The organism is Gilliamella sp. X-46, assembly GCF_057063525.1.
On the sequence record NZ_JBXSQH010000017.1, the window covers coordinates 1 to 19,650 of the forward strand.

A 19,650-nucleotide genomic window follows, 5' to 3' on the forward strand; every position below is an offset into this window, starting at 1 on the left:
GTGTACTACCTTTGCCACAGACATTTGAGTTGGTCGGTAGGGATGGTCGAGGTAATGAGGTTCGGTATGGATTTGTGTTAAAGCAGTGGTTCGTCAATCGGGGTAATAAACGGGATACCTTGTCTAACCAATCCACTTGGTGTAGAAGTTTGGGTTATCGATTGCCACAGATTAAGGATTTAACTAACGCGATGTGTGGTGCGCTTCCTTTTTTCCCATGTGTAAATGGCATAGATGGCGCCTTACCAACCTCATTTGATGATCATTACATGCGTCACATGGGGGCTGGTTTTTTCTCTGAGTGGGGCAGCATGAGCCGCTACGCTGATTTGGGCTTCATCGACTACGCCTATTGGACGAGCGACGCTTTTAGTGGTAATCGCTTCTTCCATGTCGGCACGACCTTCGGTAAGGTCGACTACTTCTTTGCCGGCTACAGCTACTATGCTGTTTGTACCACACCTTAGCTTTTATATCTTAGTCCTTATAGTACGGCAAGGTTTCGGACGTTTTGACTTGGGTGAATAAAATAGCTACAGTGACCACGTCCGAGCAAAGGGAATTAAAGCGAATTCCCTTTGCAATCCCACGCTTTGGCTACAGAATGTGGCCTACGGCACTACTCGTATCATCCTGATACTCGCCTCTACGAGACCATCTTCGCTGTGCTCAGATGTTCAAATTTGTTCCAGACAAATTTGTCCGACGCCGCCGCTCGGTCTGAACGCACCGTTTGTGGGATTACTCGTATCATCCTGATACTCGCCTCTACGAGGCCACCTTCGCTATGCTCAGGTGTTCAAATTTGTCCGATGCAGCACAAACTCGCCAAACATCCTTGTTTGGCGTGCTAACTTTGCTCTGTTGTTGGCACATTCTGACGCCGGAACAAGACAAACAGCATAACCTTTGGTGTTTTTTTTGTGAGTTGTTTTTGTGTAAAAAAGCAATGAAATAGCATCCCAAAAGTGGTCAGGAAAGGTATTGATTTTATTGAAGTTTTTATTTTTTGTATTTTCAAGGAAAATCAACGGCTTACACAACCTAAGCAAAGCGCCGACATACAACAAATCAACAAAACCACGAATAGCACCCTAATAACAGCAATTTAACCACTCCAAACCCTTTTTTTAACGACAACTTAAAATTAAATAAAATCAATGATATAATTATAAAAACACAACAACACATTCCAAAAACGATGGTTATGTTGTTTGTCTTATTCCGGCGTCAGAATGTGCCGACAACAGAGCGAGGTTAGCACGCCAAACAAGGATGTTTGGCGAGGCTATTCTCCGTCTGGAACGGATAATAGCCGGTGCGTTAAGACCGAGCGGCGGCGTCGGGCAGCCGCAGGCCACATTCTGCAGCCAAGCGCGGGATTGCTAAGGGAATTCGCTTTAATTCCCTTAGCTCGGACGTGGTCACGAGAGCTATTTTATTCACCCAAGGTCAAAACGTCCGAAACCACCGCACCCAATTCATTCTATTTACCAAAACAAAAAGGCCTGATTTTCCGCCAAAAATCGGTCAGGAAAGGTATTGATTTTATTAAAGTTTTTATTTTCTATTTTTTGTGATTTCCTATGACTTTACTAAAATTTTGATTGTTTTTGATTGCTTGGATATTGATTGTGGTGTTTTGATTAAACCACTTAAAAAGCGAGGAATATTATATTATACTGTTTACTCATTTATTATTTGCCAACGGATTTATAAGTTAAAGGAAATTAGAGATGCAACAATTACAAACTATTATTGAAGCAGCATTTGAACGTCGTGCTGAAATTACACCATCAAATGTCGATACTGTAACTCGTGATGCAATCAACCAATGTATCGCTTTATTAGACAGCGGTAAAATGCGTGTCGCAGAAAAAATCAATGGCGATTGGGTGACTCACCAATGGTTGAAAAAAGCTGTTTTGCTCTCTTTCCGTATTAACGAAAACCAATTGATTAATGGTGGCGCGACTAACTATTATGACAAAGTACCATTAAAATTTGCTGAATATGATGAAGCAAGATTCCAACAAGAAGGTTTTCGCGTTGTTCCTTCTGCTATAGCGCGTAAAGGGGCTTATGTTGCTCGCAATACTGTGTTAATGCCATCTTATGTCAATATTGGTGCTTATGTTGATGAAGGGACAATGGTTGATACATGGGTGACTGTTGGTTCTTGTGCGCAAATTGGTAAAAATGTTCATTTATCAGGTGGCGTGGGGATTGGAGGTGTTTTAGAGCCGTTACAAGCTAATCCAACGATTATTGAAGATAACTGTTTTATTGGTGCACGTAGTGAAATTGTTGAAGGCGTTATTGTTGAAGAAGGTAGCGTCATTTCAATGGGTGTGTTTATTGGTCAAAGTACTAAAATTTATGATCGTGCAACTGGTGAAGTTCATTACGGCCGTGTACCAGCAGGCTCTGTGGTTGTTTCTGGTAACTTGCCAACGAAAGATGGTAAATATAGCCTTTATTGTGCAGTTATTGTGAAAAAAGTAGATGCTAAGACTTTAGGTAAAGTAGGCATTAACGAATTACTGCGTACGATTGATTAATTTTATATTTATGTTTTAAAATCGCCTAGCTTGTTAGGCGGTTATGATTTTATTTATTAACTTGTTAATTTTTGTTTATAACCACTAAGTTTATAACCATTAGAAGAAGAGGAGAATTTATGCCTTCTTTTGATATCGTTTCAGAAATCCAAATGCCAGAAGTTAAAAATGGTGTTGAAAATGCAACTCGAGAGTTAGCCACCCGTTGGGATTTTAAAAATGTTGAAGCATCGTTTGAGTTAAATGAAAAGAATGAAACGATCAAAGCAACCAGCCAATCTGATTTCCAAGTACAACAATTACTCGATATTCTGCGTGATAAACTTGCTAAACGAGGTATTGATGGTGGTGCACTTGAAATTCCTGAAGAAATGGAACACAGTGGTAAGTTCTATAGCATTACGGTTAAACTTAAGCAGGGTATCGATAAAGAGTTAGCTAAAAAAATCGTGAAAGCTATCAAGGACAGTAAAATTAAAGTGCAAGCTCAAGTGCAAGGTGAACAGGTTCGGGTGACAGGTAAATCACGCGATGATTTACAAGCGACTATGGCTTTAGTCAAAAATGGCGAATTTGGTCAACCATTCCAGTTTACTAATTTTAGAGATTGATCTTCTTTTCAATTTATATTGCCGATATTTGTCGGCAATATTATCCTATTCCAAATAGCTATTTACCTGTATTTTGTAAAGAAATTTAAACAATCTTAAGAAAGTTTAAGTTTATTTCTTGTTTTTGCATCGTTGTTTATAAAATAAAGGCTATAATACTTTAAAACATAAATATAAGTAGTGTAAAAAGCGAGATTTTTTTGTACGGATACGTTATGCTATTTACATGTCTATTTTCTTAATTAGAACAATACTTATTATGATGAAAAAATTAGCTCTGTTTTTATTTTTTCTTATCTTTTCTATGCATTTGTTTGCGCAAGAGCCTGATAGTAAAACAAAGGCTGAAAAGAGAGTTTTTATTGATAATCTATTATCAAAAATGACACTCCAAGAAAAAGTGGGACAACTGCGTTTAGTCAGTGTTGGCGGTGATCTAACATTGAGTAAAGCACTTGATCAAATCGAAGCAGGTGAAATTGGCGGTATTTTTAATACTGTAGTTGAACCTGACCTTTCTCAAATGCAAGAACGTGCTTTAAAATCCCCTAATAAGATTCCTATTTATTTTGGGTTTGATGTTATTCATGGTCATAGAACAGTGTTTCCGATTAATTTAGGTATTGCATCAACTTGGGATCGTAGTGCGATAGCTAAAGCTGCTGAAGTTTCGGCAGACGAAGCAACCTCGGATGGATTGAATATTACTTGGGCACCGATGGTTGATATTACGCGCGATCCAAGGTGGGGGCGTGTGTCAGAAGGATTTGGTGAAGATCCTTATCTTTCTTCAGAGGCTGGACGTATTTTTGTTGAAAAAATGCAAAAACAATCTCTTTCTGATAAAAAATCATTAGTTACTACCGTTAAGCATTTTGCACTTTATGGTGCAGTTGAAGGCGGGCGTGAATATAACAGTACGGACATGAGCGAACGTAAAATGTTCCAAGAATATCTTGTGCCTTATAAAGCGGCAATTGATGCGGGTAGTCGTTCGGTGATGGTTTCGCTCGTGAGTGTTAATGGTATTCCTGCTACCGCGAATCATTGGTTATTAACCGAAGTATTACGCAATCAGTGGCATTTTGATGGTGTTGTGGTGAGTGATCATGGTGCGATTCGTGAATTGATCAACCATGGTGTAGCTAGCGATCCTAAAGATGCTGTACGTGTTGCGATTAAAGCGGGCATCGATATTAGTATGAATGATGAATACTTTTTACAATTTGTTCCTGAATTGGTTAAAGAGGGTGCTCTTACAGAAGAGGAAATTAATCAAGCATGTCGCCATGTGCTTGAACTTAAATACGATATGGGATTATTTAGTGATCCTTATCGTAATTTAGATCCAAAATTAGATATCGAAACCATGTTTGCTGATGATCGTTTACATCGTGAAGAAGCCCGTGATGTGGCACGTCGTAGTATTGTGTTATTAAAAAATACCAATGAAATCCTACCTCTAGCTAAAAATAAAAAAATTGCAGTTATTGGTCCATTATCTGATTCAAAACGCGATATTTTAGGTAGTTGGTCGGGAGCCGGTCGTGCTAATTTGGCAGTAACGCCATTAGAAGGCATTAAAAGAGCCGTTAATAATTCAAAATCCGTTAGTTATGCATTTGGTGCTAACCTTTCTGATGATGCAAATTTATATCGTTTTTTAAATTTATATGAAGAGACCACTAAATTTGATCATAGACCAGCGGATAAAATGATTGCTGAAGCAGTTGGTATCGCTAAAAAAGCGGATGTCGTTGTTGCTTTTGTGGGTGAAGCCGAAGGCATGGCGCATGAATCATCAAGTCGAACAGATCTCTCTTTACAAGCAAGCCAAAAAAAGTTGCTTAGCGCGCTTAAAAAAACCGGCAAACCATTGGTTATTGTCTTAATGAATGGCCGTCCATTAACATTATCTGAAGAATATACGCAAGCTGATGCTATGCTTGAAACTTGGTTTTTAGGAACAGAAGGTGGTAATGCTATTGCCGATGTGTTATTTGGTGATTATAACCCTTCTGGGAAGTTGCCGATGTCTTTTCCTGATAATGTTGGGCAAATTCCCGTTTATTACAGCCATTTAAATACAGGGCGTCCACGCGGTACTGAAAATATGGGAAAATATACGACTTCGTATTTTGATAGTCCAAATGAACCATTATTCCCATTTGGTTTTGGTTTAAGTTATACCAATTTTGCGATGGACTTTTCTTTATCTAGTTCTGAAATGAATAAAAATAGCGAAATTGTTGTTAATGTCAATGTTGAAAATATCGGCAATAAAGAAGGTATGCAAACGGTTCAGCTCTATTTGCAAGATGTGACCGCATCAGTGAGTCGTCCTGTTAAAGAGTTGATTGGTTTTGAAAATATTACTTTAAAACCGCATGAAAAAGGCGAAGTAAAATTTGTTATTAAATATGATATGTTGAAATTCTGGAATGACAAAATGCAATATGTTGCAGAACCTGGCAAATTTAATGTGTTTATTGGTTCCGATTCAACAACACAAGATAAGAAAACTTTCACTTTGCTTGATAAATAAATTTTTAATTTTCCGTCGGCATTGGTCGACGGTTTTATTATGTGATCAGTATTATGTTTGAATTTGATCTTGTCCTACAGCTTCTTCAACAAATGTGTGTTTATTTAGTGATTGCTTATTTACTAAGTAAAACGCCGATCGTGATTCCTCTTATGCAAGTGACAGTACATTTGCCTCATAAATTAGTTTGTTATTGCATCTTTTCGTTATTTTGTATTATGGGAAGTTATTTCGGCTTGCATATTGAGGACACTATTGCCAACACACGAGCTATTGGTGCCATTTTAGGAGGGTTACTTGGTGGCCCCATCGTTGGACTGCTAGTTGGGATAACAGGCGGTATTCATCGTTATACTTTAGGTGGCATTACCGCTGAAAGTTGTATGTTATCTACCATTTTAATTGGACTAATTAGTGGATTACTACATTATGTGTTAATGAAAAAGGGACGAGTTGATCTAATTTATAATCCTTTGCTAGTTGGTGTATTAGGTTTATTAGTTGAATCACTCGAAATGATTTTGGTGTTACTTATCTCACGACCTTTTGACGTAGTGCTGCATGCTGTTAGGAGCATTGCCGCGCCCATGATTGTTGCCAATAGCATTGGTTCTGCGATGTTTATGCGGATTTTGCTTGATAGGCGGGCGATTTTTGAGCGTTATACTTCAGCCTTTTCAGCCAAAGCATTAAAAATCGCTGTTAGTACAGAAGGTTTGTTGCGTGACGGTTTTAATCAGCAAAATAGCACTAAAGTAGCTGAAATTATTTATCAAGAACTCGATATTGGCGCTGTTGCAATTACCGATAGAGAAAAAATATTGGCTTTTATAGGTGTTGGTGATGATCATCATTTACCAGGAACACTAATCACATCTAATAGTACCTTAGAAGCGATCGAAAAGAATGAAGTACAATACCTTGATGGGGCTCATGAGCCTTACAAATGCTCAATAAATAAAAATTGCCGTTTAGGATCGACACTAGTTATTCCTCTAAGGGGGGAAAACAATACGGTAATGGGCACGATCAAGCTTTATGAAGCAAAAAACACATTATTTAGTTCAATTAATCGAACCCTCGGCGAGGGGATTGCCAGTTTATTATCTGCACAGATTTTAGCTGGGCAAAATGAGCACTATAGGCAACTATTATCTAAAACTGAAATTAAATTGCTACATGCGCAAGTTAATCCTCACTTCTTATTTAATGCCTTAAATACATTGCTGGCTGTTATTCGTCGTGATAAAACACAGGCATCGCAACTCGTGCAAAACTTATCTACCTTTTTCCGAAAAAATTTAAAGCGAACGGAAGAAATCGTTACATTAAAAGATGAAATAGAGCACGTTAATGCCTACTTGCAAATAGAGAAAATGCGTTTTATGGATCAGTTGACTATAAAAATCGATATTCCCCAAAAATTAGAATATGCACAACTACCTGCCTTTTCGTTACAACCGATTGTTGAAAACGCTATTAAACATGGCACATCCCAATTGCTTGGTCATGGTAACGTGACTATCAGTGCTTATAAGTTAGAACAGTCGTTGGTTTTGGAGGTAATTGATAGCGCAGGTCATTATCGTGAAAATAAGAAAGACACTAAAGGCTTGGGGCTTAATTTAGTTGATAAAAGAATTAAGATTCGTTATGGTGAAAAATATGGTATAAAAATAGCATGTAAACCCGATGAATATACTAAAGTCATGCTGATATTACCTTTGCAAGAGGATGCAAGTACTCAATGTTAAATGTTATTATTGTTGATGATGAATTACCAGCTCGTGAAAATTTACGCTGCTTGCTTGAAAGCGATTCCGAAATTAACATCGTTGCGGAATGTAATAATGCCATTGAGGCGATTCGAGAGATTCATCGACTTCAACCTGATGTTGTATTTTTAGATATTCAATTGCCTAAAATAAACGGTATTGAAATGTTATCAATGCTTGATCCTGAAACTATGCCAAGGATTGTCTTTTTAACGGCTTACAGTGAATTTGCGGTTAAAGCCTTTGAAGAACAAGCTTTTGATTATTTGCTTAAGCCTATTGAACAAGAACGGTTAAATAAAACCTTATATCGTCTGCATAATCATTGTTTTTCTGGGAATATTAATCAATTAGATGGCGTTAATCAAAAGTTGAAATATGTCCCATGTGTTGGGTATAACCGAATTTATTTATTGAATTTTGATGATGTGTTTTATATCTCCTCTAAAATGAGTGGTATTTATGTATTTAATCAAGAAAATAATGAGTACCTAACTGAATTAACACTAAAAACACTCGAAGATAAAACCGATCTTGTTAGGTGCCATCGACAATATCTGATTAATCTAAAAAAACTTAAAGAAATTCGCTTTAATCAAACAGGTGGTGTTGATATTATTTTTATTAATGATGTTTCGGTGCCAGTGAGCCGTCGTTATTTAAAACCACTTAAAGAGGTATTGGGATTGCAATAATCTCAATATCTTTTTACTTTATTACTATTTCTTTTACCGCTAAGTTGCTAATTTTAACCACTCATACTCTTAATCTAACCTGTAACCCAAATAAGGTTATCATTCTTAAGAGCAAAAAATTACTATACACTCGAACACAAAAAGGTCTTTAGATATTACTTGTTACTTTTGTTTATATAAAAAATACTTGTTCTATATTATCGCGGCATTTTTTTATACGCATTATGGTATTAAGTAATGAACTAATTAATCTTATAAATCACAAAGAGAATCATTATGAATAATAAAGTTTTTAAGCATATTCCATGGTTCATCCTTGCTTTAGTAGGTGCATGCTGTTTAGGTGTTGTTGCATTACGGCGAGGTGAACATATTAGTGCACTTTGGATTGTAGCGGCGGCAGTTTCGATTTATTTAGTCGCATATCGATACTATAGTCTGTATATTGCTAAAAAAGTAATGCAATTAGATCCAACTCGTGCTACGCCAGCTGTCATTAACAATGATGGTTTAAATTATGTCCCAACAAATAAATATGTACTTTTTGGGCACCATTTTGCTGCCATTGCTGGTGCAGGTCCTTTAGTTGGCCCAGTGCTTGCAGCACAAGTCGGTTATTTACCGGGTACACTTTGGCTACTTGCTGGTGTGGTTTTTGCCGGTGCTGTGCAAGATTTTATGGTACTGTTTTTATCCTCTCGCCGTAACGGTTCATCTTTAGGAGAAATGGTTAAAGAAGAAATGGGGCCAATACCGGGAACTATTGCGTTATTCGGTTGTTTCTTAATTATGTTGATCATTTTAGCGGTATTAGCACTGATTGTAGTTAAAGCCTTGGCAGAAAGTCCATGGGGTGTCTTTACTGTTTGTTCAACTGTACCAATTGCCCTATTTATGGGGATCTATATGCGGTTTATTCGACCGGGTAGAGTAGCAGAAGTATCAGTTATTGGTATTGTACTACTTGTTTTATCCATCTGGTTTGGTGGCGTTATTGCTCATGATGCATATTGGGGCCCAGCTTTAACCTTTAAAGCAACAACGATTACTTATGTATTGGTTGGTTATGCATTAATTTCTGCAATGTTACCTGTATGGTTAATTTTAGCACCACGGGATTATTTAGCGACTTTCCTAAAAATCGGTGTAATTGTAGGTTTAGCCATTGGTATTGTTATTTTAAATCCTGATTTAAAAATGCCTGCTATTACACAATACGTTGATGGTACAGGGCCAGTTTGGAAAGGGGCATTATTCCCATTCTTATTTATCACTATTGCTTGTGGTGCTGTTTCTGGTTTCCACGCATTAATTTCGTCAGGTACTACACCTAAATTACTTGCCAATGAAAACGATGCGCGTTTTATTGGTTATGGTGCAATGCTGATGGAATCATTTGTTGCGATGATGGCTTTAGTTGCTGCATCAATTATTGAACCAGGTCTTTATTTTGCAATGAATACGCCGCCAGCAGCATTAGGTATTACTATGCCAGATCTGCATAAGCTTGGTACTGCCGATGCTCCGATGATCATGGCTCAATTACAAGATGTGACAGCGCATGCAGCGGCAACAGTTAGTTCTTGGGGATTTGTTATTTCGCCTGAGCAAATTATCCAAACTGCAAAAGACATCGGTGAACCTTCAGTGTTAAATCGTGCCGGCGGTGCACCAACATTAGCCGTAGGAATTGCGCATGTATTCCATCAAATTCTACCTGGCGCAAATATGGGCTTTTGGTACCACTTTGGTATTTTATTTGAAGCGTTATTTATTTTAACCGCACTTGATGCTGGTACTCGATCTGGTCGCTTTATGCTACAAGATTTATTGGGTAATTTTGTTCCATTTTTGAAAAAAACAGATTCACTTGTTGCCGGCTTTATTGGCACAATTGGTTGCGTTGGTTTATGGGGCTACTTACTCTATCAAGGTGTTGTTGATCCACTAGGCGGTGTTAAGAGCTTATGGCCATTATTCGGTATTTCTAACCAAATGCTAGCGGCGGTTGCGTTAATATTAGCAACAGTTGTATTAATCAAAATGAAACGTGCTCAATATGTTTGGGTAACGATCATTCCAGCTATATGGTTGTTAATTTGTACAACTTGGGCATTAGCATTGAAGTTATTTAGTCAAGATCCTCAATTAGAAGGCTTCTTCTATTTAGCGAATGAATATAATCGTCGCATTGCAGAAGGGAGTGATTTAACCGCGCAACAAATCGATAATATGCACCACATTGTTATTAATAACTATACCAATGCTGGCTTAAGTATCTTATTCCTACTGGTTGTTTACGGTATTATCTTCTTTGGTATTAAAACGGCACTAAAAGTACGTAATAATAAACACAGAACAGATAAAGAAACAGCTTATGTGCCAATTCCTGAGGGCGGTGTAAAAACATCGATGTCGCACTAGGTTTTAAGTAATAGGGTGCTGTGTTAGTTCAGCATCTTATTATCTTTATTAGCTTTTAATCAAATTATTGCTTGCCCAACAATATTCATATTGTTGGGCATTTTTATAAACGATACTTTGTTTTAACAGTAAATATCTCACAGTTAGCTTGATAATGTAACTTAACTTAAATGTGAAAAAAATCACATTATTACTTTTGTTTATTTATTAAAATAAAAAATTCGTGTCATTTTTATAGGAGATAAAGATGCCCATTACCAAAAAATTATTGTCATTATGTAACATTTTAGTGTTAAGTTGTTCATTTCAAGCTCTGGCTAAAGAAGTTAATGTATCCATTTTAGCTACATCTGATGTTCACGGTCGAATGGTACCTTGGAATTATGGTACAGATAAAACTGATACTTCGGGTTCTTATGCACAAATCTCATCGTTTATTAAAGAGTATCGCAATACCCATTCTAATGTTATTTTGGTTGATGCGGGGGATATTATTCAAGATAATCAAATCGAACGTTTTTACGATGTTAAAAAGCACCCTGCCATGGCTGCTCTAAATGCAATGAACTATGACATTATGGTCTTAGGTAATCATGAATTTAATTTTGGGATGCCAGTTGTTGATAAAATTATTTCGCAGTTCAATGGTAAAACGCTAGCCGCCAATATTTTTTACAAAAATTCAGGAAAGCCTTACCTTCCGGCCTCAACGATTATTGAAAAAGAGGGTATTAAAATTGGGTTTATTGGTGCCACTACGCCATTCGTACCTGAATATGAAAATAAAACAGGTTATGTTGAACAGATGGAATTTACAATGCCCATTCCAGAAATTAAAAAGCAGGTTGATCAATTAAAACAACAATCTGTTGATGCAATTGTTCTAATTGCTCATATGGGATTAGATAATGAAAATAATAAACCCGGTACTGGTGTTGCTGATATAGCAAAACAAGTGCCGGATATCGATGTAATTATTGCCGGGCATAATCATCAAAATATTAGTGAAGAAGTAATTAATAATGTTGTAATTACTGAACCTCATCGTTATGGAACAGTGGTGTCGGTTGTGGATCTAACTTTTGATATTCAAGCAGATAGAAAAACGCTAGAGCATAAAAAATCAGAAACTTTGCCGGTTAAAACCTACCCGGCCGATCCGGTAATTGAAGAAATATATGCGCCGTATCACCAACAGCTAAGAGAAATTTCGAATCAAGTTATTGGTGAAACTGATCGCGATTTAGTTCCACAACAATTGATTCACGGCATTCCAGCAATTTATTTAGAAGAATCAGGATTAACGAATTTGTTGAACTCAGTGCAACTTTATTATAGCGGTGCTGATGTGACATCGGTGTTAGTTGATAATAAAAAAGCTATGCTCAATAAGGGTAAAATAGCGCGTAAAGATATTGCCAATAATTATCAATACACAGCTGGTGAAACGAGTATTTTTGAAGTTACTGGCAGAGATCTAAAAGATTATATGGAATGGTCTGCGGCTTATTTTGCTCAAGTAAAACCGACGGATAATAATTACCAATATGATCCTATTCGCGGCGCATCAAAGTATATGACTTATGATATGTTTGGTGGTGTAAAGTATATCATTGATCTAAGACAACCTGTTGGGCAAAGAATTAAAGATTTAACATTACTTAATGGTAAACCTGTTACTGATGATATGAAAATCAAACTTGGCATGAATGCTTACCGTTATGAAATGCTAGTTAAAAAAGGGGGACCATTAGAAGGACGCAGAGTTGAATCAATTTGGAACTCTCGTACTGCTTTTGGTGATGAAGACGGTACTATACGTAATATGACAATAAAATATATAATCGAAGTGAAAAAAGGAAAAATTACTGATGAGTCTAATCATAATTGGAAAGTCATCGGCATCGAACCTTAATACTCATTATTCGTTAATTTATAATTATAAGTAATCAGCCAATAAGTAAATTGGCTGATTACTTATGCAGGATAATTACTATGCAAAATGATATTACTTTTTATCAACGTTTTAAGTCCGATATTTTAGCTGGTTTAAAAGTGATTACTATCCGCGATAATAAAGAGTCACATTTTAAAGCAGGCGATAAGCTTCGTGTTGGCATTTTTGAAACTGACGAGTATTTTTGTACTATAAAAATAATCAGTGTTACACCAGTTACTCTTGAACAGTTAACGGAAGAACATGCAAAACAAGAGAATATGATGTTAAGTGATTTGAAAAAGGTGATTTCTGATATTTATCCAAATGAAAAACATTTTTTCGTTATTCATTTCTCGCTTTTATAACAAAAAAATACGCACTATTAGTGCGTATTTTTATTCTGACAATTAAATAGAATTAATTCATGTTATTAATGATTTATAGGAAGTACATTTAAAATCAAACCATCAACAGAGATAACTTCAACACGTTGACCAATTTTAAGATCTTGATCGCATCTTGCTGACCATGTTCCATCTTTGATTTTTATTCGTCCTGAACCATTAACAATTGCATCTGTCACAACAGTCTTAATTCCAATTAAATCTTGTTGGGGTTGATTGATTTCCCCTTTACTAGATTTATCTTTCCCTTGTTTTCGAAGCCAAAGCCACCAAATGTAGGCAGATATAAGCGTTAGGATTGAAAATAAAATCCACAAAATTGGCCAACAAAGTGGTAAAACCCAAGCAATTAGACCAACAATAATAGCTGCAATTCCGCTCCAAAGCCCATAGCCACCAGTGCCAAGTAATTCTGCAATCAGCAGCAAACCGCCTAAAGCAATAAACACCCAGTGGGGAGAATTATAAATAACCATAAAAAAATCAGTCATTATCAATTACCTTTAAAATCCATTCAGGAAAAACTTAAACATAGAATTGACCATGCCTATCAAAAGTGTTGGAAAACTATGTTTAAGTATAAAAATATCTAAGTATAAGAATCGATTTTATTTAGTATTTTTTATCAATTCAGCAATACCACCAATGCTGCCCATTAAACTTGACGCATCAAGTGGCATCATAATAACTTTACTGTTATCCGCAGAGCCAATTTGTTGTAGCGCTTCAGTATATTTTTGCGCAACAAAGTAGTTAATCGCATTGATATTACCCGCAGCAATAGCATCAGATACCATTTGAGTTGCTCTAGCTTCTGCTTCGGCTGCACGTTCACGCGCTTCGGCTTGTAAAAAGGCAGATTGTCTTTCACCTTCTGCTTTTAAGATTTCAGATTGTTTTTCACCTTCTGAACGTAAAATTGCTGCTTGACGAACACCTTCTGCTTCAAGGATTTCAGCACGTTTATTACGTTCGGCTTTCATTTGCGCGTTCATTGCTGCAATAAGTTCTGCTGGTGGGCGAACGTCTCGGATTTCAATACGAGTAATTTTAATTCCCCATGGGCTAGTTGCATCATCAACAATACTTAACAATTTAGAGTTTATATGATCACGTTGTGATAACATTTCGTCCAACTCCATGCTACCAAGTACAGTACGGATATTAGTCATCATTAAATTAATTACAGCACGTTCAAGCTGATTAACTTGGTATGCAGCTCTTGCAGCTTCTTGTACTTGAATAAAACAAACTGCATCAATTTGTACATTCGCATTATCTTTTGAAATAACTTCTTGTGACGGAATGTCGAGCACTTGTTCCATCATATTAATTTTACGACCAACACCATCCATAAATGGAATAATGATATTTAAACCGGGTTCAAGAGTATGAGTATATTTACCAAAACGCTCAATGGTATATTGGTAACCTTGGGGAACAATGGTAATTGCTTTTAAGACCGTAATTAAAGCGAGTAAAACAATAACACCAATGACGATATAAAATACTGGCATAATTCAAAAATCCTTATAATTATTTATAATAAAAATGAATCAACCATTTTATAGGTTATTGAATTTTTTGACCAGTTTTAATTAATATTATATAAAATATTGCGAAGTGAATGTGTTAATTTATGATTTCAATTTTTCTTAATATGACTTGAATGATATTATGAAAACACAAAAGATAAACAACAATTCAATAGATTTTTTTTATAATAAATTATGCATAGATCTCTTTTATTCTAATGATGTATTCCTTATCGAGTCCTTTATAAAAAATCGCTATTATCCTCCCATACCAATTTTATTTCTGAGCACAAAATATTCACTTGACATTGCATCACTGAACTAGTTTAATAGTACAAACTTAATAAGTAACTCAAATAAATAAAATTATGCAACATCAAGAACATCACTTAAATATAAATAAAATAACTCGTTTTGGCTGTTGGGGCGTGATTTTTGAGGATGATGTAATAAGACTGTCTTATTTTACAAAGCCCACTAAAGGCGGGTTTTATAGCTTCTTGCCAATATCACATAAATCTGAATAAAATTTAAATGTAGAGAGTCAACCAATGAATAAGCCAACATTAACACAGATAACCAAAACCATTGGTTATTATCAAGATCCGACTCAAGTGTTTTGTCAATTATGTAATAACAAACCGGCAACATTGTTGCTTGAATCAGCTGAAATTGATAATAAGCAAGGTATTAAAAGTGTTATGATTATCGACAGTGCATTACGCATTTCGGCAATAAACAATGAAGTCACTTTTAAGGCATTGACTACAAATGGTGAAAAGCTATTACCTTTATTGCAACACTCTTTTTCGGATAAACCAGTCAATGTTCAAATGGATGAAAAAACACTTAAATTGGTTTTCCCTGCTATTGATAGTATGCAAGATGAAGACTCACGGTTAAAGTCATTATCTGTTTTTGACTCCTTACGAACATTATTAACTATTGTGGATATTCCAGAACAATACGGTCAAGATGCAGTTTTTGTCGGTGGCCTATTTGGTTATGATCTCGTTTCTGGATTTGAGAACTTACCTAGTTTACCTACAGATCAACGTTGCCAAGATTTCTGTTTTTATTTGGCAGAAACACTATTAGAAATTAATCATCAAGATCATGAGTCAATTTTAAAAGCGACAGCTTTTACGGATGATTCTGTTGAGATTTCTCGATTAACTCAACAATTAGAAAATTTACAAAAAACATTAAATAAGCCGATAAAACCGATTCGTACTCAGTCGTTGACGGATATTGAAGTGACTTGTAATAAAAGTGATGATGATTTCAATACGATTGTCAAAAAGATGCAAGATGCGATTCAGCAGGGAGAAATTTTCCAAGCTGTGCCTTCACGGCGTTTTACTTTACCTTGTCCAGAACCGTTATCGGCTTATCGGGTATTAAAAAATAACAACCCAAGCCCATATATGTTTTATATGCAAGATAATGATTTTATATTATTTGGCGCATCGCCTGAAAGTGCACTTAAATACACTAAAGCAACCAATCAGGTTGAAATCTACCCTATTGCGGGCACTCGTCCACGAGGATTAACCGTTAATGGCGAGATTGATTATGACTTAGATAGCCGGTTAGAGCTTGAAATGCGTACAGATAAAAAAGAGCTGGCTGAACACTTGATGTTAGTGGATTTAGCGCGTAACGATTTAGCCCGCATTTGTAAACCAGGTACTCGTTACACCAAAGAGTTATTAAAAGTGGACCGTTATTCGTTTGTTATGCATTTAGTTTCGCGGGTTGTTGGACAATTGCGTGATGATTTAGATGCGCTTTATGCTTATCAAGCTACTATGAATATGGGGACATTAACGGGTGCGCCAAAAATTAGGGCAATGCAATTAATTGCTGAGTCTGAAAAAGTCAAACGTGGTAGTTATGGTGGTGCGATCGGTTATTTTACTGCTAATGGTGATTTGGATACTTGTATTGTGATTCGTAGTGCGTACGTAGAAGAAGGTGTTGCAACAATACAAGCTGGTGCTGGTGTGGTTTTGGATTCAGATCCACAATCTGAATCTGATGAATCGCGTAATAAAGCGCGAGCCGTCATCCACGCGATTATGGCAGCACATCATGTAGAAGGTGAATTCTAATGGCTAATATCTTATTTATTGATAATGTTGATTCTTTTACATATAACTTAGTTGATCAATTACGTAATAACAAACATTGTGTGACCATTTATCGAAACACGATTGCAACTGATGTAATTATTGAAAAATTGTCACAAATGCAAAATCCTATTCTAATGTTATCCCCTGGTCCTGGAGCTCCGAGCGAAGCTGGCTGTATGCCTGAACTGCTTAAACGTTTAAAAGGAAAATTGCCGATAATCGGTATTTGCCTTGGACATCAAGCAATTGTTGAATCTTATGGCGGTAGTATTGTGCCAGCCGGTGATATATTACATGGTAAAGCATCGTTGATGGAACACGATGAGCAGGCGATGTTTAAAGGATTACCAAATCCACTACCTGTTGCACGTTATCACTCCTTAAAAGGGGAAAACATTCCCAAAACACTCACTATTAATGCACTTTGTAACAATGTTGTTATGGCGGTGCGTAATGATGAAGATCGCGTTTGTGGGTTTCAGTTTCACCCTGAATCGATTTTAACCATCCAAGGGGTAAAATTATTAGAGCAAACCATTAAATGGGCACTTAACCCAAAACAAAAAAAGGAAAAACCAAAGCAAGAAGCTATTGTAGACAAGCAAGAGTACAATATTCAACCAACACTTAATAAATTGTATTTAGGACAAACATTAAGCCAAGAAGAAAGCAAAGTATTATTTAATTTAATTATTCAAGGAAAAATTGAACCAACGATATTGGCGAGTGCAATTATTAGTATGAAAGTTCGAGGCGAAAAACCTGATGAGATTGCTGGTGCCGCTCAGGCTTTACTTGAAAATGCTGATGCTTTTGATATTCCCGATTACGATTTTACCGATATTGTCGGAACTGGCGGGGATGGCACTAATAGTATTAATATCTCAACTGCCAGTGCCTTTGTGACAGCGGCATTGGGGTATAAAGTGGCAAAACATGGTAACCGTGGCGTATCAAGTAAATCGGGATCTTCAGATGTGTTATCGGCTTTGGGGATTCGATTAAATATGTCTGCCGAAGCGTCACGTCAAGCGTTAGATGAACTAGGGGTTTGCTTTTTGTTTGCCCAGCAATATCATTCAGGCTTCCGTCATGCGGCTCCTATTCGACAACAGTTAAAAACACGTACTATTTTTAATGTATTAGGACCATTGATAAACCCGTCTCGTCCTAAACGTATTTTATTGGGTGTGTATCATCCTGATTTAATTAAACCGATTGCCGAAACATTAAAAATGTTGAACTATACCCATGCTTATGTGGTGCATGGTGCAGGAATGGACGAAGTTGCCATTCATGGAGCAACTCAAGTAGCTGAAGTTAAAAATGGTGAAATCCATTATTTCACAATTACACCAGATGATTTTGGCTTGCCAACATTTACCTTAAAAGATATTGAAGGCGGGACACCAGAACAGAATCGTGATATGTTGATTGCCATTTTACAAGGTCATGGTAAACCTGCTCACGAGGCAGCCATTGCTGTTAATGTCGCGATGCTAATGAGTTTGTTTGGTGAAGAAGACTTAAAACAAAATGCGCAGCGTGCAATAGAAATGATGCACAGCGGAAAAGCTTATACGCTATTACAACAATTAGCAGCAAGATAATGAGTGGAGAATAATATGGTAATTGCAGCATTAGCAAAAAATGTTGAAATGGCAACAGTATTGAAAAAGATCATTGAGGATAAACAAATTTGGTTAACTGAGCAGCAAGCAGTAAAGCCACTTAATACCTTTAAATCAGTGATATCCCCAAGTGATCGCAATTTTTATCAAGCGCTAAATCAATCTGAAACTGTCTTTATTTTAGAGTGTAAAAAAGCATCACCGTCAAAAGGATTAATTCGGGATGACTTTAATCCCGCTAGTATTGCTAAGGTTTATAAAGATTATGCCTCGGCTATTTCGGTGCTGACTGACGAAAAATATTTTCAAGGTAGTTTTGAATTTTTGCCAATAGTTCGTAATGAAGTGACACAACCTGTGCTTTGTAAGGACTTTATTATTGATGAATATCAAATCTATTTAGCGCGTTATTATCAAGCAGACGCAATACTATTAATGCTATCTGTATTGAACGATGATGAATATGATCATTTAAGTAAAATTGCTCATCAACTTAATATGGGTATACTGACTGAAGCAAGTACCGATGCGGAAGTTGAACGTGCAATCAAGCTTGGTGCTAAAGTGATTGGTATTAATAATCGTAATTTAAGGGATCTAACGGTTGATCTAAATCGGGTAAAAGTTTTATCTAAATCAATTCCTGACGATCGCATTATTATTAGTGAGTCAGGTATTTATACTCATAATCAAGTTAAAGAATTAAGCCATTACGCTCATGGATTTTTAATTGGTAGTGCGTTAATGTCTGAACCAAACTTAACGTTGGCAATTCGCAAAGTAATATTAGGTGAAAATAAAGTCTGTGGCTTAACACGCGCCGAAGACGCAGTAAATGTTTATCAAGTTGGTGCTGTCTATGGTGGTTTGATTTTTGTGCCAAATTCAGCGCGTTATATACAGCCAATTAAGGCACGATCTGTTATTGCCTCTGCACCACTGAATTGGGTTGGTGTTTTTCGAAATGAAGAGATTGAAACCGTATGCCAAATAGCAAAACAGTTATCCTTGTATGCAGTCCAACTGCATGGTGATGAAGATGAAAACTATATCGAAACGTTGCGACAAGAATTACCTAAAACTTGCCAAATTTGGAAGGCATTAAGTATTGGAAGCACCATCCCCAAACATAACAATCCATTAGTTTCACGCTATCTATTTGATAATGGAGTTGGAGGCACGGGTAAATGTTTTGATTGGACAATGCTTGCTGATCACAATTTAAATAATGTCATTTTAGCTGGTGGTATTAACCCACAAAATATAAAGGCAGCTTTAGCAACAGGCGTGATGGGGGTTGACCTTAATTCAGGGATTGAGGTTTCACCAGGAATTAAAGATAAACAGAAAATTCAAGCTGCATTTGAACAAATTTTAATTTAAAAAAGGAATGGT

General features: G+C 36.4%; 13 protein-coding genes and 1 pseudogene. 12 read left to right on the plus strand and 2 right to left on the minus strand.

Translation table 11 applies throughout. The features are described from left to right. The 9 genes and pseudogenes from ACYIAJ_RS09465 to yqfB all read left to right on the plus strand — a co-directional run. A pseudogene (locus ACYIAJ_RS09465) lies at positions 1-467 on the plus strand (hypothetical protein); the annotation flags it as partial. A 1,269-nt stretch (positions 468-1,736) separates the two neighbouring features. After that, a complete protein-coding gene (gene dapD / locus ACYIAJ_RS09470) occupies positions 1,737-2,561 on the plus strand; it encodes a 2,3,4,5-tetrahydropyridine-2,6-dicarboxylate N-succinyltransferase (protein WP_091346009.1) in 825 nt (274 codons plus the stop codon). A 119-nt stretch (positions 2,562-2,680) separates the two neighbouring features. Continuing rightward, the gene (locus tag ACYIAJ_RS09475; protein WP_091346008.1) at positions 2,681-3,172 is read left to right on the plus strand and encodes a YajQ family cyclic di-GMP-binding protein; all 492 of its coding nucleotides are present in this window, start codon (positions 2,681-2,683) and stop codon (positions 3,170-3,172) included. A gap of 262 nt (positions 3,173-3,434) precedes the next feature. Next, entirely contained in the window at positions 3,435-5,717 is a 2,283-nt protein-coding gene (gene bglX / locus ACYIAJ_RS09480) for a beta-glucosidase BglX (RefSeq protein WP_483559010.1), read from the plus strand. Between the two features lie 53 nt (positions 5,718-5,770). After that, positions 5,771-7,471, plus strand: a complete 1,701-nt coding sequence (locus ACYIAJ_RS09485; protein ID WP_483558948.1) for a LytS/YhcK type 5TM receptor domain-containing protein — start codon at positions 5,771-5,773, stop codon at positions 7,469-7,471. Next, entirely contained in the window at positions 7,465-8,187 is a 723-nt protein-coding gene (gene btsR / locus ACYIAJ_RS09490) for a two-component system response regulator BtsR (RefSeq protein WP_483558946.1), read from the plus strand. Before ACYIAJ_RS09485 ends, btsR begins: the two co-directional genes overlap by 7 nt. A gap of 276 nt (positions 8,188-8,463) precedes the next feature. Next, positions 8,464-10,611, plus strand: a complete 2,148-nt coding sequence (locus ACYIAJ_RS09495; RefSeq protein ID WP_483558944.1) for a carbon starvation CstA family protein — start codon at positions 8,464-8,466, stop codon at positions 10,609-10,611. A gap of 247 nt (positions 10,612-10,858) precedes the next feature. Further along, entirely contained in the window at positions 10,859-12,526 is a 1,668-nt protein-coding gene (locus ACYIAJ_RS09500) for a bifunctional metallophosphatase/5'-nucleotidase (protein WP_483558943.1), read from the plus strand. A gap of 80 nt (positions 12,527-12,606) precedes the next feature. Continuing rightward, entirely contained in the window at positions 12,607-12,915 is a 309-nt protein-coding gene (gene yqfB, locus ACYIAJ_RS09505) for a N(4)-acetylcytidine aminohydrolase (protein ID WP_483558942.1), read from the plus strand. Positions 12,916-12,980: 65 nt separating this feature from the next. On the opposite strand, the gene ACYIAJ_RS09510 is transcribed toward yqfB, so the two are convergent. Both ACYIAJ_RS09510 and ACYIAJ_RS09515 read right to left on the minus strand, forming a co-directional pair. Next, on the minus strand, positions 12,981-13,445 hold the full coding sequence (locus ACYIAJ_RS09510; protein WP_483558940.1) for an NfeD family protein: 465 nt from the start codon (positions 13,443-13,445) through the stop codon (positions 12,981-12,983). A 117-nt stretch (positions 13,446-13,562) separates the two neighbouring features. Next, positions 13,563-14,471, minus strand: coding sequence for an SPFH domain-containing protein (locus ACYIAJ_RS09515; protein ID WP_483558938.1), 909 nt, complete (start codon positions 14,469-14,471; stop codon positions 13,563-13,565). A gap of 569 nt (positions 14,472-15,040) precedes the next feature. On the opposite strand from ACYIAJ_RS09515, the gene ACYIAJ_RS09520 reads away from it, so the two are divergent. The 3 genes from ACYIAJ_RS09520 to trpCF are packed head-to-tail and all read left to right on the plus strand — an operon-like array spanning position 15,041 to position 19,638. Beyond that, entirely contained in the window at positions 15,041-16,603 is a 1,563-nt protein-coding gene (locus ACYIAJ_RS09520) for an anthranilate synthase component 1 (protein ID WP_483558936.1), read from the plus strand. Then, on the plus strand, positions 16,603-18,234 hold the full coding sequence (trpD, locus tag ACYIAJ_RS09525; RefSeq protein ID WP_483558934.1) for a bifunctional anthranilate synthase glutamate amidotransferase component TrpG/anthranilate phosphoribosyltransferase TrpD: 1,632 nt from the start codon (positions 16,603-16,605) through the stop codon (positions 18,232-18,234). Before ACYIAJ_RS09520 ends, trpD begins: the two co-directional genes overlap by 1 nt. A gap of 15 nt (positions 18,235-18,249) precedes the next feature. Next, positions 18,250-19,638 carry a bifunctional indole-3-glycerol-phosphate synthase TrpC/phosphoribosylanthranilate isomerase TrpF gene (gene trpCF / locus ACYIAJ_RS09530; RefSeq protein WP_483558933.1) on the plus strand — a complete coding sequence of 463 codons (1,389 nt, stop codon included), beginning with the start codon at positions 18,250-18,252 and terminating at the stop codon, positions 19,636-19,638. Positions 19,639-19,650 lie beyond the last annotated feature (12 nt).

Coding starts and splice junctions, on each gene's coding strand:
- dapD (WP_091346009.1), top strand. CDS start 1,737: ATGCAACAATTACAAACTATTATTGAAGCAGCATTTGAACGTCGTGCT.
- ACYIAJ_RS09475 (WP_091346008.1), top strand. CDS start 2,681: ATGCCTTCTTTTGATATCGTTTCAGAAATCCAAATGCCAGAAGTTAAA.
- bglX (WP_483559010.1), top strand. CDS start 3,435: ATGAAAAAATTAGCTCTGTTTTTATTTTTTCTTATCTTTTCTATGCAT.
- ACYIAJ_RS09485 (WP_483558948.1), top strand. CDS start 5,771: ATGTTTGAATTTGATCTTGTCCTACAGCTTCTTCAACAAATGTGTGTT.
- btsR (WP_483558946.1), top strand. CDS start 7,465: ATGTTAAATGTTATTATTGTTGATGATGAATTACCAGCTCGTGAAAAT.
- ACYIAJ_RS09495 (WP_483558944.1), top strand. CDS start 8,464: ATGAATAATAAAGTTTTTAAGCATATTCCATGGTTCATCCTTGCTTTA.
- ACYIAJ_RS09500 (WP_483558943.1), top strand. CDS start 10,859: ATGCCCATTACCAAAAAATTATTGTCATTATGTAACATTTTAGTGTTA.
- yqfB (WP_483558942.1), top strand. CDS start 12,607: ATGCAAAATGATATTACTTTTTATCAACGTTTTAAGTCCGATATTTTA.
- ACYIAJ_RS09510 (WP_483558940.1), bottom strand. CDS start 13,445: ATGACTGATTTTTTTATGGTTATTTATAATTCTCCCCACTGGGTGTTT.
- ACYIAJ_RS09515 (WP_483558938.1), bottom strand. CDS start 14,471: ATGCCAGTATTTTATATCGTCATTGGTGTTATTGTTTTACTCGCTTTA.
- ACYIAJ_RS09520 (WP_483558936.1), top strand. CDS start 15,041: ATGAATAAGCCAACATTAACACAGATAACCAAAACCATTGGTTATTAT.
- trpD (WP_483558934.1), top strand. CDS start 16,603: ATGGCTAATATCTTATTTATTGATAATGTTGATTCTTTTACATATAAC.
- trpCF (WP_483558933.1), top strand. CDS start 18,250: ATGGTAATTGCAGCATTAGCAAAAAATGTTGAAATGGCAACAGTATTG.